This is a genomic window from Desulfosoma sp. (genome assembly GCA_037481875.1).
Lineage (GTDB): Bacteria > Desulfobacterota > Syntrophobacteria > Syntrophobacterales > DSM-9756 > Desulfosoma.
This window is the reverse complement of sequence record JBBFKY010000004.1, coordinates 124697-139761: the sequence shown is the minus strand read 5'-3', so window position 1 is coordinate 139761 and position 15065 is coordinate 124697. Positions and strand designations below refer to the sequence as shown.

General features: G+C 54.2%; 14 protein-coding genes. 4 read left to right on the top strand and 10 right to left on the bottom strand.

Translation table 11 applies throughout. The annotated features are described in order from the left end of the window. Nucleotides 1-21: 21 nt before the first annotated feature. The 4 genes from panC to fbp form a co-directional block, all read right to left on the bottom strand. Entirely contained in the window at nt 22-867 is an 846-nt protein-coding gene (panC, locus tag WHS46_07560) for a pantoate--beta-alanine ligase (protein ID MEJ5348531.1), read from the bottom strand. Between the two features lie 794 nt (nt 868-1661). Then, nucleotides 1662-2561 (bottom strand): 16S rRNA (adenine(1518)-N(6)/adenine(1519)-N(6))-dimethyltransferase RsmA, encoded by a 900-nt coding sequence (rsmA, locus tag WHS46_07555; protein ID MEJ5348530.1) that lies wholly within the window; start codon nt 2559-2561, stop codon nt 1662-1664. Nucleotides 2562-2568: 7 nt separating this feature from the next. Further along, nucleotides 2569-3594, bottom strand: coding sequence for a tRNA (adenosine(37)-N6)-threonylcarbamoyltransferase complex transferase subunit TsaD (tsaD, locus tag WHS46_07550; protein ID MEJ5348529.1), 1026 nt, complete (start codon nt 3592-3594; stop codon nt 2569-2571). Between the two features lie 25 nt (nt 3595-3619). Further along, nucleotides 3620-4642 (bottom strand): class 1 fructose-bisphosphatase, encoded by a 1023-nt coding sequence (gene fbp / locus WHS46_07545; protein ID MEJ5348528.1) that lies wholly within the window; start codon nt 4640-4642, stop codon nt 3620-3622. 281 nt (nt 4643-4923) lie between these two features. Between fbp and moaA the strand changes: the two genes are divergently transcribed. Beyond that, nucleotides 4924-5922, top strand: a complete 999-nt coding sequence (gene moaA / locus WHS46_07540) for a GTP 3',8-cyclase MoaA (GenBank protein ID MEJ5348527.1) — start codon at nt 4924-4926, stop codon at nt 5920-5922. A gap of 301 nt (nt 5923-6223) precedes the next feature. Here moaA and WHS46_07535 read toward each other — a convergent pair whose 3' ends face one another. Genes WHS46_07535 through WHS46_07525 form a run of 3 tightly spaced genes read right to left on the bottom strand, consistent with a single transcriptional unit; the run spans nt 6224 to nt 8543 of the window. Continuing rightward, nucleotides 6224-7231, bottom strand: a complete 1008-nt coding sequence (locus WHS46_07535; GenBank protein ID MEJ5348526.1) for an ROK family protein — start codon at nt 7229-7231, stop codon at nt 6224-6226. Nucleotides 7232-7264: 33 nt separating this feature from the next. After that, the gene (locus WHS46_07530; protein ID MEJ5348525.1) at nt 7265-7858 is read right to left on the bottom strand and encodes a hypothetical protein; all 594 of its coding nucleotides are present in this window, start codon (nt 7856-7858) and stop codon (nt 7265-7267) included. Between the two features lie 34 nt (nt 7859-7892). After that, entirely contained in the window at nt 7893-8543 is a 651-nt protein-coding gene (locus tag WHS46_07525) for a CBS and ACT domain-containing protein (GenBank protein ID MEJ5348524.1), read from the bottom strand. Between the two features lie 269 nt (nt 8544-8812). On the opposite strand from WHS46_07525, the gene WHS46_07520 reads away from it, so the two are divergent. Further along, on the top strand, nt 8813-9220 hold the full coding sequence (locus WHS46_07520) for a hypothetical protein (protein ID MEJ5348523.1): 408 nt from the start codon (nt 8813-8815) through the stop codon (nt 9218-9220). Nucleotides 9221-9322: 102 nt separating this feature from the next. On the opposite strand, the gene WHS46_07515 is transcribed toward WHS46_07520, so the two are convergent. From WHS46_07515 to WHS46_07505, 3 genes are all read right to left on the bottom strand, one after another. Continuing rightward, nucleotides 9323-9523 carry a hypothetical protein gene (locus WHS46_07515; protein MEJ5348522.1) on the bottom strand — a complete coding sequence of 67 codons (201 nt, stop codon included), beginning with the start codon at nt 9521-9523 and terminating at the stop codon, nt 9323-9325. 14 nt (nt 9524-9537) lie between these two features. Further along, nucleotides 9538-10560, bottom strand: a complete 1023-nt coding sequence (locus WHS46_07510; protein ID MEJ5348521.1) for a rod shape-determining protein — start codon at nt 10558-10560, stop codon at nt 9538-9540. Nucleotides 10561-10642: 82 nt separating this feature from the next. Then, nucleotides 10643-12118, bottom strand: a complete 1476-nt coding sequence (locus WHS46_07505) for a hypothetical protein (protein ID MEJ5348520.1) — start codon at nt 12116-12118, stop codon at nt 10643-10645. A gap of 117 nt (nt 12119-12235) precedes the next feature. Here WHS46_07505 and mutL point away from each other — a divergent pair, with 117 nt between their 5' ends. After that, entirely contained in the window at nt 12236-14041 is a 1806-nt protein-coding gene (mutL, locus tag WHS46_07500; protein ID MEJ5348519.1) for a DNA mismatch repair endonuclease MutL, read from the top strand. After that, a complete protein-coding gene (miaA, locus tag WHS46_07495) occupies nt 14038-15003 on the top strand; it encodes a tRNA (adenosine(37)-N6)-dimethylallyltransferase MiaA (GenBank protein MEJ5348518.1) in 966 nt (321 codons plus the stop codon). Before mutL ends, miaA begins: the two co-directional genes overlap by 4 nt. Nucleotides 15004-15065 lie beyond the last annotated feature (62 nt).

Below are 15065 nucleotides of genomic sequence, written 5' to 3'. Positions count from 1 at the left end.
TCATGAACGTGGCTTAAAGTTTCAAGGCCGAAGTACGGCGTTGTCGATAAGACGCGCTTGTCCCACATAGGCGGCCAGAGCCAACACTCCCGGCCGATCCAATGAGGCCATCTCTTCCAAGGTTTCAGCATCCCGTAGTTCCGCATAGTCGATGCGCACATGCGTTCCCTGTTCCAGGATCTTTCGAGCCGCCGAAACCAGCATGGAAACGTCGCGTTCTCCGGCTTGAACAAGTCGTGTGACTTCCGCCAGGGCTCTGGACAACAGCAAGGCCTCACCGCGTTCCTCAAAAGAAAGGTACACATTGCGGCTGCTCATGGCCAACCCGTCGGGTTCCCTCACAATCGAATGCCCCACGATCTCCACGTCCATGGCCAAATCGTGAACCATGCGTCGAATGGTTAACAACTGCTGGTAATCCTTCTCTCCAAAAACCGCCACATGAGGTTTGACGATGTGAAAAAGCTTGGCCACCACCGTGGTGACCCCACGAAAGTGCCCGGGCCTTTTGGCGCCGCAGAGAGGCTGGGTCACTTCGCGCACTTCCACGTAGGTTTGAAATCCGTCCGGATACATCTCGGGCACCGTGGGAGCAAAAACCACGTCCACACCTACCGATTGCATCAAAGCCAGATCTCGGTCCAGATCTCGAGGATAGCGTTCAAAGTCTTCTCCCGGCGCAAATTGAGTAGGGTTCACAAACACACTCACCACGAGCCGGTCGCTTCTTTCCTTGGCACACCGCATTAAAGCCAGGTGCCCTTCGTGAAGGTAGCCCATGGTGGGCACGAACCCGATGACCCGTCCTTCACGACGCCATAGGTTCGCCTGCTGCTGCATCTCGCCGACCGTGTCGATGACGCGCATGGCTTCTCCTTTCTTTGCCTGCAGGGGTTGTTCACAAAAAAAGCCCCCGAGACCGCTGCCCAGAAGGCCCTGCAAACAACCCTTGTCCTGGTAAAATCAAGCCCTTCATCGGCCGCGTCCGTCTCGGTCCTTCAAGGATCCAAGCGGCGTTGCCGGCATCGCCCACGATGCCGCAGCTTCCCTATCAAGCTCAGCCTCTAAAGTCAATAAAGACCATCACCTTGAAAAAACCTTTGACACGCAAGCATCCGGCACTCCGGCAATCTCGGTACGTGACTAGGCCGAAAAGGCTTTCTTCTCGCCAAGGAGGCGTTTTCCTTCTGGAAAGCTATGGTCTTCGCTTCTCACTTGGAGCTTCCCCGAGAACCTCGAATGAGCCATTCCAAGCTGAGACGTAGCGGCGAGGCGGCGCCTTGCCCCTACGCCGCAAGACCCTTGTTTTCCTGGGAGCTCGAGCCTCCGACCTGCCATTTCTGTGTGCGGGACGTGCCCGGCCCCAAGGATAAATTTTCGGTCGCCTTCCCAGAGGCGGACCCATGTGTCCGCCCCTAGGCCGTTCAGGCACGACAATCCTTTGGGCCGGACACACAGGTCCACCCCCACAATTGGGGTGCCGGCAGAAACCTTCAAGCTTGCCCGACATTGAAAAAAGACCATGGTTTTCCTGGAAGCCTTATAAGGGCGAGGCGCCGCCTCGCCCCTACCTGCAATTTCCATTAAAAACCTTGGTGTTGCCAGTTCTCGGAAAAACTCTTGGGCGAGCCTCCTGAACGTGGCTTGAAAGACCATGGGGGCTAAGTATCTAAAGAATTGTCATGCCTCGTGGAGTCCCTCTCGACAGAGAGATTCAAAGTCCTCAGGATTCGTGCCAGGGTTGCGTAGGCTTCGGGCTCAACGGCTTCAGGCCGAATTCCAGGATCCATGCCGGCCGCCTCAAGGGCCTTGCGAGCCTTTGCGGCGTTAAGCCCATGAAAGCCGACCAAGCTATTGACCAAGGTCTTTCGGCGCTTTTGAAAAACAGCGTTCACCAAGCTTCTCAGCAGCTTAAAGTCCACGTCTTTCAAATCGCATTGTTCTTCGGGAAAATCGATTCGAACAACGACAGACTCCACTTTCGGGGGTGGATAAAATTGGCCGGGCCCTACCGGAAACAAAGGCTCAACACGACCATAGAGGCTCAACAGCACAGACAAAACCCCATATTCCTTCGATCCCGGGGCTGCGGCCCATCGCCTTCCCACTTCCCTCTGAACCATAAAAACCCCGTGATGGACAGACCGGCGATGTTCGAGAAGACGAAACATCAAAGGGGAGCTAATGTGGTAGGGAAGATTGCCCAGGACCACGAGCCTTCTTTGGGTTTCCTCAGCCAGCCGACTCCAATCAAAATGAAGGATGTCCATGCGGTGGACTCGAACGCTGTCTTCTTTATCTTTAAGGGCTTGCTCCGCGAGCTGGGCCAAGTCCGAATCCACTTCCACCAGGTGAAGACGACGGCAGGTGCCTGCGACAAAGCCGGTAAGAATGCCCAGACCGGGGCCCACTTCCACCACCACGTCTTCGGAAAGAATTCCCGCGGCACGAACGATTTTTTCGGCCGTCTTGGGCTGACTCAGAAAATGTTGTCCAAGAGCTTTTCTGGGACGCTTTCCGGTGATCTTGAAGTATTCCTGCGGAGAAAGAAAACCCTTCATGCGTGCCTTATAGGTCCACCCATCGGGATACAGCATCCAATGACAGAGGATCGCAGAGGAACCCACGACGCTGCCATAGGCGGTACCCGGCCATGGCAATCATCACCGCATTGTCGGTGCAATAGCGGATCGCGGGAAGATACAGGTGGATCCTGCGATACGCTGCTTCCTCTTGAAGTTTTGCACGCAGTCGGCTGTTGGCCGCCACGCCGCCCGCAACAGCCACATGGCGTACTTGAAAATGTTCCACGGCCGCCATGGTTTTTTCCACCAAAACCTCCACGACGGCTTCTTGAAAACTGGCCGCCACGTCTTCGAGCCGGTATGGAAGGGTGGTAGAGTTTTCCAGGGGGGAACCATGTTTTTTGACAAAATAGGCCAGCGCCGTCTTAATGCCGCTGAAACTGAAATCCATAGATCCCTTTTCCAGGTGGGCTTTGGGAAAGGAAAACGCCGTAGGATTTCCGCCTTGAGCAAGCCGATCAATGATAACGCCGCCAGGGTATCCCAACCCCAGCAGCTTCGCCACCTTATCGTAGGCTTCTCCCGCCGCGTCATCTCGAGTATTGCCCACACAGCGAGAGGTGCCGTCGGCATCCACGAAATACAGCGCTGTATGGCCGCCGGAAACCACCAGGCACACAAAAGGCTCTTCCGGTCGAGGTGTTTCCACGAAAGCTGCTTCCATGTGGCCTTCCAAGTGATTGACGGCGATAAGGGGTTTTTTCAACGAGTAAGCCAATCCCTTGGCGGCGCTCAAGCCTACTAGAAGGGCTCCTATGAGCCCGGGGCCTTGCGTCACCGCCAAGGCGTCCACATCTCGAAGTGTGACCCCACCCGATCGTAAAGCTTCCGCAATGACCGGCAGAATGCTTTCCACGTGTTTTCGAGACGCCAACTCGGGCACCACGCCGCCGTAGGGACTATGCACCGCGATTTGGCTTGCGACCACGTCCGATAAGATGATGCGCCCGTCTCGTACCAGAGCCGCAGCCGTCTCGTCACAAGAAGTCTCGATACCGAGAACAAGCATGGTTTTTCTCAACGCTTTTACGCAACTACGGCGCTTCCCCACGAAGGAATCGGGCTGCTTCTTCCACGTCCTCTTGACTGCCCACAAACAAAGGGACACGATCATGCAAGGTTTCGGGTTCAATGTCGAGAATACGTCGCAGCCCGTCCGTGGCGGCTCCGCCTGCCTGTTCGGCCACCATGGCCATGGGGGCCGCTTCAAACATAAGACGCAGTTTTCCTGAGGGCTTCTTGGGATCCTTACGGTCCGCAGGATACATAAAAATGCCGCCTTTCATAAGGTTTCGATGAAAATCGCTCACCAAAGACCCGATATAGCGTGCCGTGTAAGGACGGCCCTTTTCCCTATCGGGGGTCTTCAGGTAATCCACATAGAGGCGAACCGAATCGTCCCAATAGTTGTAGTTTCCTTCATTGACGCTGAAGATCTTGCCTCTTTTGGGAATACGAATATTTTCGTGGCTCAAGAAAAATTCTCCCAAAGCGGGGTGCAATGTGAAGCCGTGCACTCCCTGACCTGTGGTGTAAACCAACATGGTGCTGGAACCGTAAATGAAATAGCCGGCGGCCACCTGCTCCGTGCCGGGGCGCAATACTTCATCCAAAGTTACAGGACCAGTGTCGCGAAGGCGACGCCGAATGGAGAAAATCGTTCCCACACTCACGTTCACATCAATGTTGGAAGATCCGTCCAAAGGATCCATCAGCAAAATATAAGGGCCGCGTGGGATTGTGCTTGGAATTTCAATGAGATCCGCATCCTCTTCTGAGGCGATGCAGCACAATTGCTCCGATTGACTCAATCGTCGGACCAAGACTCGGTGGGCAAAATCATCGAGCTTCTGTACCTGCTCCCCGTAGACGTTGACGTCTCCCGTAAGTCCATAAATGTCGTTCAGTCCGGCCTTGTTCAGTTCTCGGTTGATAAGTTTCGCCGCAACCACCAGTTCGTTGAAAAGGAGCGTGAAGGCCCCCGTCGCCTGAGGCGTCAACCGTTGCTGGCGCAAAAGATGCTCGGTCACTGTAACGCCCACTTTCCTTCCTTGCATGGCCGCTGCCTCCCTTTTCAGACTGTTGTGATAAGGACCTCCTCACCTACGGAGACTCCAACGTCCTGCCGTCCAGACTACGCGATCATGGGCCATAGAAAAAGGCCTCGCGCGCCCCATCCACTGCCCCTTTGAACTTCAGGACGGCTGCATCATAGCACTGAAGCCGCACGGCATAAAAGACGTGTTTACGTTATTCTCACCTTGACATAGCGAGAGGAAAGCGCTTAATAACTTCAAGAGGACTTGGGAGCAACGGAGAGACGTTCAAGGATAGCGATATGCGCACGCAACTTGTGGACGGCTACGCTCGACGCGTGGATTACCTGAGGCTTTCCGTTACAGACCGGTGCAATCTTCGGTGCACTTATTGTATGCCACGGGAAGGTTTTCGTTTTATTCCCCATGAAGAAATCCTGCGTTACGAAGAGCTGTTGCGGCTTGTGCGCATTGCCGTGGGTTTGGGTATTTCCAAGGTGCGCATTACCGGGGGGGAACCCTTCGTGCGCAAGGACATTTTAGATTTCTTGGCACATCTTTCCGCGGTGCCTGGCATTCAGGATGTGAGTCTCACCACCAATGGGGTTCTTCTGGAATCTTTGATCGAAAGGCTTTGGCAGGCCGGCATCCGCAGGCTTAATGTAAGCCTCGATACTTTGCAACCGGCCAAATATGCTGCCATTACTGGAGTGGATGCTTTTTGGCGTGTGTGGCGCGGCTTACACGCGGCGCTGGATCTAGGGTTTTCCCCTGTCAAGATCAACGTGGTGGCCATGAAAGGTGTCAACGATGACGAGATCGAAGCGCTGGCTCAACTCACTTTGACTTATCCATTTCATGTAAGATTCATAGAACTCATGCCCTTTCGCCCGGACGCCTACGAAGAGCGTTACCTGTCCTCTGACCTTGTGATGCAGCGTCTTTCGGTCATCGGTCCTCTGCTTCCTACCGGTTCGGGAAACGGTAACGGCCCGGCTCGCTATTTTCAGTTCCCCAAAGCCCCGGGAAAAATCGGTTTGATCAGCCCCATGAGCCATCATTCTTGTCCCACGTGCAACCGGCTGCGAATCACCGCGGAAGGCTCCCTGCGAACATGCCTCTTTGACGATGGTCACGTGGACTTGCGTCATCCCTTGCGCCATGGTTTTTCCGACGAACAGATCGCCGGAATCATTTTGCAAGCCGTCCAAAGAAAACCCAAAAGCCATCCTCTCAGCGGCGGCGGCTCGGTGCCTCGGCGCAAATGCCATGCCCGCCCCATGACTTCCATCGGAGGCTAACGGCCTGTTTAAGAATAGGAGCGCCCGGTGTTTTTCTTGGAATCGGTGGTGGTTGTCCCCCTCACCATGCGCCCGGAACCGTTGGCGTTCCCCGGAAAAACCCTGTTCGAGGCATCTTGGGGCGAGGCGCCGCCTCACCTCCAGAAGAAAAGGGTGTCGTATTCCGGAAATCACCGGGCAAAAGATCAGCGCCGCACTCCATGCCCTTGGATACGGTGGCGTTGTTTTGGCATCCTCCAATCGCATTTTGCGGACACCATGGCAGGTGTGCCTTTCGATCTGGTGCGATGCGTTTTTGTTTTCAAGGCGACTTAGAGGATGGCGTTTTGGAATCTCCCCTCAATGCTTTCCAGGCCAGATGCGCGGCACCATAGAGGGGAGCCTGGGCACCGAGAGTGCTACGGTAAACTTTGATCTTTGTGGCGTCGAGCATTCGATAACGCGTGTGAAGGGTCTCCATAAGGGAAGGAAAAAACAGTGGCCACGCTTGGCTGACTCCACCTCCAAGGATAGCTGTTTGAATGCCGAGAAAGGTAAAGAGGTTTCCCAATGCGAGACCCAAGGCCCAGCCCATGCGCCGAAAGAGATCTCGGGCCTGGGGATTTCCTGCCTGGGCGGCATAAAAAACATGTTCCGCGGTAAGAGACTTTTCTAGGATGGCCTGCTCGATCGAAGTAGGCATCGGTGTTCCATGCCGGAGAGCTTCCGTCATGTCACGAACCAAGGCGGATCCTGAGGCATGGGCTTCCAGGCATCCTGTTTGTCCACAGGCACATAATGGCCCATCGGGGTCTATGATCATATGGCCTATCTCCCCGACAAAACCCAACTGATCTCCAAGCCAGAGCGACCCATCGGCCACAAGACACCCACCCACACCCGTTCCCAAAGTCACGCCGATCCAGTTGGAGACATCTCGGCCCTGCCCGGCCCATCTTTCGCCAAGACCGAACACATTGGCATCATTTTCCATAAAGACAGGGATTTCCAAAGCTTGCTGAAGGCGCGGTGCCAAGGGGAATCCCTGCATGTTGGGAAGATTGGGGGAAAAGACCACCGTCCCTTCCTTTGTGTCAAGTTTTCCAGCGACACCGAGCCCGACAGCCAGAACACGGCCCTGCGCTTTTTGAGCGGCGATCATCAGATTTCGGCAGGCCTGAGCCAGGTTTTGAAGCAGAGCTTCCGGAGGGCCTGAGGCGTTGGACGGAAGGCGCTCAAATCGGTGCTGATCCCCTTTCTCATCAAAGAGGCCCATCTTGATAAAAGTCCCGCCGACATCAACTCCGATACAATAGACCCTGTTGAACATGGGTGCTCTTTCTATGGATTTTCAGGAGGTTCCTCATCGAAAAGCCAAAGGCACATAGATAACATACTGTGTGGACAAAAGATCAAACTGGATGGCGGTTTCGCGTTCTATTACGGAAAAAAGTTCCTGGAGGCTTTCCAGGGGCTTTAAAAGGGTAAGAAAGCGTTCGACGACGCCGTGGTGAAGGTAGAGGGGAAGAAGAAAACGGTCCACGGATCCCCGCCACACCACTTGCAAAGCCTTTCGTTCGGCCATGATGGCTTCGTAAATACGGCGTAGAAGATCGGAACGCAGGACCGGAGACACACCTCGAGTCACGCATTCCATCAGCCCTGCCAACCGGTACACTCGGCGCATGGCATCTTCGTCGTCTCGATAACGGAAAAGAGCCTGCACCGTGTAGTGGCTGCCTCCGTCAAGCTTCACGTGGTTGGGCAGCCACTGAAGGTGCACATGGCCCAAAAGTCGTTGGGATTCGATCCGGTGTGCTTCAAACTTCGCCGATTCACTGCGAGCGCACAACCAGGCTGGACCTGAAGCCCATACCCCCCAACGAAATTCCACAGGGCGGGCGCAAATCAGGCTGGAGCCTTTTTTTCGTTCCAAAAAGTCGATAAGTTCCGCCATGGTCCCGTCCTGCCTTTTTCAATAGACAAGGCCGTTACGGCAGAAAAGGGGTTAAGTCTTCCACGTATTTCGTGATCACCTTGAAGCCGCGTTCCTTTAACACCTGAGCTGCTCTTTCCAACGAAGCCAGATTCACTCGCAAAATCAGCTGCCACAAATCCTCAAAGCCTTGCAGGGGAAAGGTCATCACGCTTCGAATATTGATACCGGCTTCCTGCATAGCACGTCCCACTTCCGCCAAGATGCCGATGCGATCCCTCACCAGAATAGTCAGACGGCCGCTGTCTTCACTCATGCCCAAAGCCTGGAGGAGCACTTCCATAAGATCCGTTGAAGTGATGATGCCGACCACTTTATCGTTTTGAATCACGGGGAGAGCCCCGATACGGTGCGCATGCAGGAGGCTCGCCGCCCTTTCGATGGTCATATCGGGAGTAGCCGTCAGAACCTTTTTGGTCATGATGGCCTCGACTTTGAGTTTTTGAAGCACATAGGTGAGTTCATAAACACTCAGGGTGCTTGCCGGGGAGGCCCAGGCTTCCTTGAGGTCTCGGTCCGTGACAATGCCAAGAAGCCGAGCCCTGCCGTCGGTCACCGGCAAGTGAGAGATCTTTTTCGAATCCATGATTTCGCGCGCTTTCAGCACGGGTGTGTCCGGAGAAACCGTCACCAGATTTGTCTTCATGTGCCAACCCACGTACATGTTCTGTCCCTCCCTTGTTCCAGAGAAAAGCGAAACGATTCCATTTCCCGCGGCTCCGCGCGTTCGGCCCTCAAAAGCATAATCTTTTTTGAAACAATGATCTAATCTTTTGAAGCCTGAAGCTTTCGCCCAATCTGAGCAGTTTCATGCCGGGGTCGATTTTTGTCGCAGTGTTTCTTAGCTTATGGAAGAGGCTTTCTAGGTTGAAACGATAAAGAGGACAAAAATCACAATGGGGAAAAGGAGTGCTCATGACACGCAAGGACGATGCAGCACACGCTCTTTTTAAAGCCTTGCAGGAAGAGGTGGCGGCTTGGGAGACTTCCCCTTACTATCTTCCCGATCAAGAGATTTTCGATCTCGAACGTTTCCTCAAAGATCGAGGCGCCGAGGCCTTGGTTTTGCAACTGGAACAGGTCTACGGTCGCCCTCTCAATACGTCATTTTGGAAAACGCTGCTTCCTTATCACAAGCTTCGACGGGTGCGTTTGGAACTAAAAAAGGAAGAAGCCGAACACGAGCGAAAACGAGTCCTGTATATGGAATCGGTTCGGGAAGCTCAACAGGGTATTAGGAATCTTCTTGAAATGCTGGCCGACGCAGAAAAAAAACCCCTCCTTCGCCTTGTTCACCCTTCAGAACCCTCAAAAACCTCGTGAGTATCGTGCGGCGGCTTTAGATGCCGGTAAAGCGGGGATGGAAGCGGTTGCGCCAATTTCAGGGTGCTGAAACACTTAAAGCATTTTTGAAAACATGAAATCTTATGGCACTTCCGACGGGTATGCCGGCATGCGGGCACCGTCCAGGTATCGCACGGCGATGGTGTCTATGCCGCGGGCCTTAAGAATGGCGCAAGTGACGTTCAAGGCACAATGACCGACGCAAATCTTGTCATTTCGGTTGAATTCTCCGTAACAATCCATCTTGTCTTGAACTTCCGATGCCGTGAACACCTTTTCCATGAAGGACGCTCCTTTTAGTTCACGAAGACATCACGGAAATATGAGAAATGTTCAATGACCGAACCGGCTCCTCGCACCACGGCGGTGAGAGGGTCATCGGCAATGTTCACTTTGAGTCCGGTTTCTTGTTCCAGGAGACGATCCAACCCTTTGATCAGAGCCCCTCCGCCCGCCAGCCAAATGCCGTGTTGACCGATATCCGCGGAAAGTTCCGGCGGTGTCTTTTCCAGCGCGCGGCGCACGGATTCCACAATAACATGAATCGGCTCTTGAATGGCAAAGCGGACTTCTTCATCACTCAAGGTGAAATTCTTAGGAATACCGGTGACGATGTCCTTACCGGGCACTTCCAGTTTCATGGGCTTGTCCAAGGGAATGGCCGAACCGATCTGCATCTTGATGTTTTCGGCCAGCACTTCGCTGATAATCATTTGTCTTTCTCTTTGAACATAGCGCATGATGGCCTCGTTGGCTTCATCCCCGGCCACGCGCACCGATTCACTGTAGGCTACCGCAAACATGGAAATCACGGCCACTTCCGTCGTGCCCCCTCCAATATCCACCACCATGCTACCGATGGGCTGATCCACTGGAAGACCGGCACCGATGGCCGCCGCCATGGGCTCTTCCACCAAATGCACGCGGCTTGCCCCCGCTTGCTCCGCCGCTTCAATGACAGCTCTTTTTTCCACGGACGTGATTCCCGTGGGAACAGCCACCACAAGCTTAGGCTTGACCAAGGGGCGACGCGACAACACACGGGCAAGAAACGTCTTGATCATCACACTGGTGACTTCAAAATCGGCGATCACCCCATCTTTCAGAGGACGAACAGCCACGACCCTTTCGGAAGTTCGCCCCATGAGGCCCTTGGCTTCCTTGCCGACGGCGACAACTCTATGATTGTCCCTGTCTATGGCGACCACGGAAGGTTCATTGAGAACGATCCCTTTCCCTTTGAGATAGATAAGGGTGTTGGCGGTGCCAAGGTCCATGGCCAGGTCTTTGGACAAGAAACCCAATAACCGTTGCAGCATCCATGCCCCTTCTCGAGTGTGGCAGAACCGTTTTTCTACGTGACAACAACTGAAGAGAGTCTAGTCATAAGGCCGAAGGAGGTCAATTTGAAATTTTGTCCGCTTCCCCAGGTGTTTCCACCGATTCTTTTCGACCTCCGTGAAGCGCTTCAAAGAGCCTTCGACACGCCACCATCCATAGCTCATCATAGGTGACCCCGTCTTGGGGCATTTGAGCCGCCCCCAGAAAGGTTTTCAGGGCCAGCTTCTTTTTCTTTGGACCGGCTAAGCCTCGACAGGCCCGACCGAGGCATTCCACAACCGGGACAAGGTCTCGCAATTCCCCTCCAAGGGCCAAAAGGCCGCACCTGTTTTGGGCCAGCCGCCCTACCACAATACTTGGAGGAACAATCATCTTAAGGCTTTCCATCAGGGCTTTTTCCCAAACATTCAGTTCCGACGGAGGGATAACGGCTTGAGCGTACTGCCAAGGTTCATACTGGACGATCATGACGCTGAGAGGTTCACTGCTTTGCAGAGCGGCCTGGACCGCATCCTTGACCTGTGCCGAAAAGGCCCAAGGCGTCAAAAAGCCGCTGGCGCCATCTCGGCACGTCCATTGGGCGTAAGTTTCCTGATAGTGCCACCTTTCGTAGAAGGCTTCAAAGATACGAAAACTTTTTTCCACCGCCACGCGATCATCTTGGGTGAGGCTCAGCCGCTTTTTGCTTAGCAACGCCAAGCCAAGGGGCCCCAATTGCGCGGACCCTCCACACAAAACCCACAAGGATCCCTGGTGGGGAATATGTTCTCCGGCCACGAAAAGGTAATGATTCGAGGATTCGGGGTTGAGTGCCGGAATGAAAAGGTTTTTTGAAGCTTCCAAGGCCTCGATGACAAGACCTCTGGAATCCCTGGGCACAGGAGTCTGCAGAAGCCTTTGAGGCACTTTCCCGGCGGCGCCTTCCAGGCGATAAAATTTCTCAGCGCAGGATCGTCCCACGAGAAAGGCGTAATCGGCGCGAACATAATCCGCGCAGCCTTGCACCAGGGCCTGAGCCGCTTCGGTGCGGCTTTGAGCCTTTGTCCAGGCCTCGACAAGGTTATGCCAAAGGGTCAGAATTCGAGAGAAGCTATCCCTTTCCTGAAGCCGATGATGCTGATCCCAAAGCTGTTCCAGAATCCTGGCTGTTTCGTGAATCCATTTTTGCTGCTTATCGTTAAAGCCCCAGTGACGTTTTGTGTCCACATAAAGGAGCCCCAGGTCTCCGGCCACAGGGGTCACCAAAAGCCCCTTGATCCCCTCTTCTCCTTCACGATAAAAAGGAAGGGAACCTGCAAACTTCTCCACTTCCACCTTGCCTAGATGGACCGTATGCCCGACTTTGTGCACTTGAGAAAGAATGCCGCTGCCGTCCTTGGGTAAACTTAGGCTTCTTTGCAGGTGTTTACTGAGAGACTGGTAGGACACAAGCCGAAAGCCGTTTTTCAAAGGATCGAAAACGAAAAACGCTACGGTATAAGCATCCAGCACATTGCTCAGCCAGTTGACCATTGATTGGAATGTGGGCATCATCATCGTGGCCCTTTGTCACCAGGAAAATCACGTTTGGCTTGGAGATTCATGTCATGGAACCTTCATGTCGGCACGACATAGTGGAGGAAACCCTCCTTCGATGTCAATAAGGCAATAACCATGGGTAAGATTAAAGTTCTTTCAGATCAATTGTGTAATCAAATCGCGGCCGGGGAAGTGGTGGAACGGCCCGCCGCCGTGGTCAAGGAACTGGTTGAAAACAGTGTGGATGCCTTGGCCCAGCGGATTCGCGTGCTGGTGCAAAAAGGGGGTCGCAGCTTGGTGCGCGTGGTGGACGACGGGGAAGGCATGAACCCGGAGGATGCGCTTCTGGCTTTGGAAAGGCACGCCACCAGTAAAATCAAGACGGTGGAAGATCTTCAGAGTATTCAGTCCATGGGATTTCGAGGAGAAGCTCTGCCCAGTATCGCGGCGGTAAGTCGTCTGGAACTGGTGACGCGGGAAAAGGAGGCGGTCTCCGGGGTTCGCATTGTGGTGGAAGGCGGCACCATTCGCACGGTGGAAGAAGTGGGCTGCCCGGCGGGAACAAGCATCACGGTGCGCGATCTTTTTTTCAATGTGCCGGCACGAAGGAAATTCTTGCGCGCCGTCGAGACCGAAGCCGCTCATATTTCCGACATCTTTCTTCGCCTGGCTTTGGCTCATCCCGAATTATCCTGGCAGCTGGTCCACCAGGAACGCACGGTGCACGATTTTCCCAAAGCCGCTTCCGTGCACGACCGAGCCTTTCACGTGTTTGGAGCCGCTCTGGCCAAGACGCTTATCCCCTTGGATTTTCAATCAGAATTTACCGTGGTTCGCGGACTTCTCGGACCACCGGAACTGCAACGTGCCAACACACGAAGCCTTTTTCTCTTTGTCAACAAAAGACCCGTCAAGGATACGCTGCTGACCCACGCGGTGTTGAGCGCTTACGATACGCTGCTGCCTAAAGGCGCTTACCCTTTTGTTATCCTCTTTCTGGATCTGCCTCCTCGACATGTGGACGTCAATGTGCACCCCACCAAAAGGGAGGTGCGTTTTCGGGATCCTCCCTCAGTCATAGACGTGGTTCGCCAGGCCGTGTCACAGTCTCTAACCTCCGCCATGAAGGCATCCTGGGCACGTCCCTTTTATGTGCCGTCACAAAACACAGTGCCTTTGGAACGACGGGTGACCGCCCGTGAAGTCCAATCGATTTTGAAACCTCTTGAAGACGCTGAACATGAAAAAGCTGAGCAGCTCCTTACTCACCCGGAGCCAATGTCGATGCTTTGGGCCTCCCGTTCTTTGGAATCGCCCGTGGGTGAAGAGACCTGCCAAGCTCCATGGCCTTCAAAGCCCTCGACATCTTCCGAATTTTCTTCCCTGAGAATCCTCGGGCAATTGGCGTGCAGTTACATTCTTTTGGAAGCTCCGGACGGACTCATTCTTATCGACCAGCATGCCGCCCATGAACGCATCTGCTACGAACGTCTTTCGCAAAAGGGCGCTTCCACCAAATCCCAACGCCTGGCACCTCCGGTGGTTCTGGATCTTCCCCCTTTGGAAGGAAACGCTCTCACCCGCTGGCTTCCCGACCTACAATCCCTAGGCTTTGAAGTGGAACCTTTCGGGGGAGGATCCTTTGTCATTCACGCCATGCCTGCCGTGCTTAAGCAGGTGGATCCCGGCCTTCTTCTTCGACGTCTTGTGGAAAGGACTCCGGCAGACGATCCTTCTCCTAAGCTCGATCTTCTCCAGCGCTTGGCTCATACCGCCGCCTGTCATTCTTCCGTGCGCGCAGGACAACGGTTGACCCTGGAAGAAATGCGCTGTCTTGTCACCGAACTGGACGCCTTGCACCTTTCCGCCACATGCCCTCATGGAAGACCTCTTTGGTGGAAAATCACGTTGGATCAAATTCAGCGATTCTTTCACCGATGATGACGTGTTCCCCGGAATCCCACATCACTCTTCCCATCATTCTCATCGCCGGCCCCACTGCCGTCGGAAAAACAGATCTTTCCTTGGAGCTTGCCGAAGAGCTGGGAACGGAAATCGTCAACGCCGATTCCATGCAGGTTTATCGGTACATGGACATCGGAACAGCAAAACCGACCGCGAAAGAACGTGCTCGCATCCGTCATCATCTCCTCGACATTGTCAACCCCGATCAGCCCTATGATGCCGCCGCCTTTGCTCAGGATGCTCGTTCGGTCATTGAAGCTTTGCACGTTCAAGGCAAAATTCCTTTGGTGGTGGGAGGCACAGGGCTCTACATGAAGGCGCTTACACGAGGCCTTTGCCCTGGTCCTTCCGCAAACCTGGAAATACGACAACGGCTTTTGGAAGACCTGAAACGGCACGGTCTTTCTTGGCTCCATTCCGAACTGCATCGTGTGGATCCATCCAGTGCGGCACGGATTCATCCCAATGACCGTCAACGCATTCTTCGCGCTCTGGAAGTGTTTCGCAGCACCGGGGTTCCCCTTTCGCACTGGCAGAAAGCCCACGGCTTTCGGCGGGCTTTGTATCCAACCATCAAGGTGGCGCTGTTTCGAGACCGTCATGATCTCTATGACCGCATCGACCGACGTGTGCTTCATATGATTGACCAAGGCCTTGTGGGCGAAGTTGAAAGCCTTTTACGCAGAGGCTACCCCTGTACGCTCAAGCCCATGCAATCCTTGGGGTATCGACACATATGCCGCTACCTTGCCGGAACCATGACCCTTGAGGAAGCCGTTCGAACCATGCAAAGGGACACGCACCGTTATGCCAAAAGACAGATCACGTGGTTCAAAGGAGATCAGGAATTTCAATGGTTTCATGCCGAATCCCGGAGGGAAATTGTGGATACCGTTCTTTCAGCACTGAAACGACTCGAATGCAGGTTTACGGGGTGAGCGAAATGGGCTAGCATACCGCGGTTTTGAGCCAGGGGCTCGAGCGAGATTTTTCCAGACCG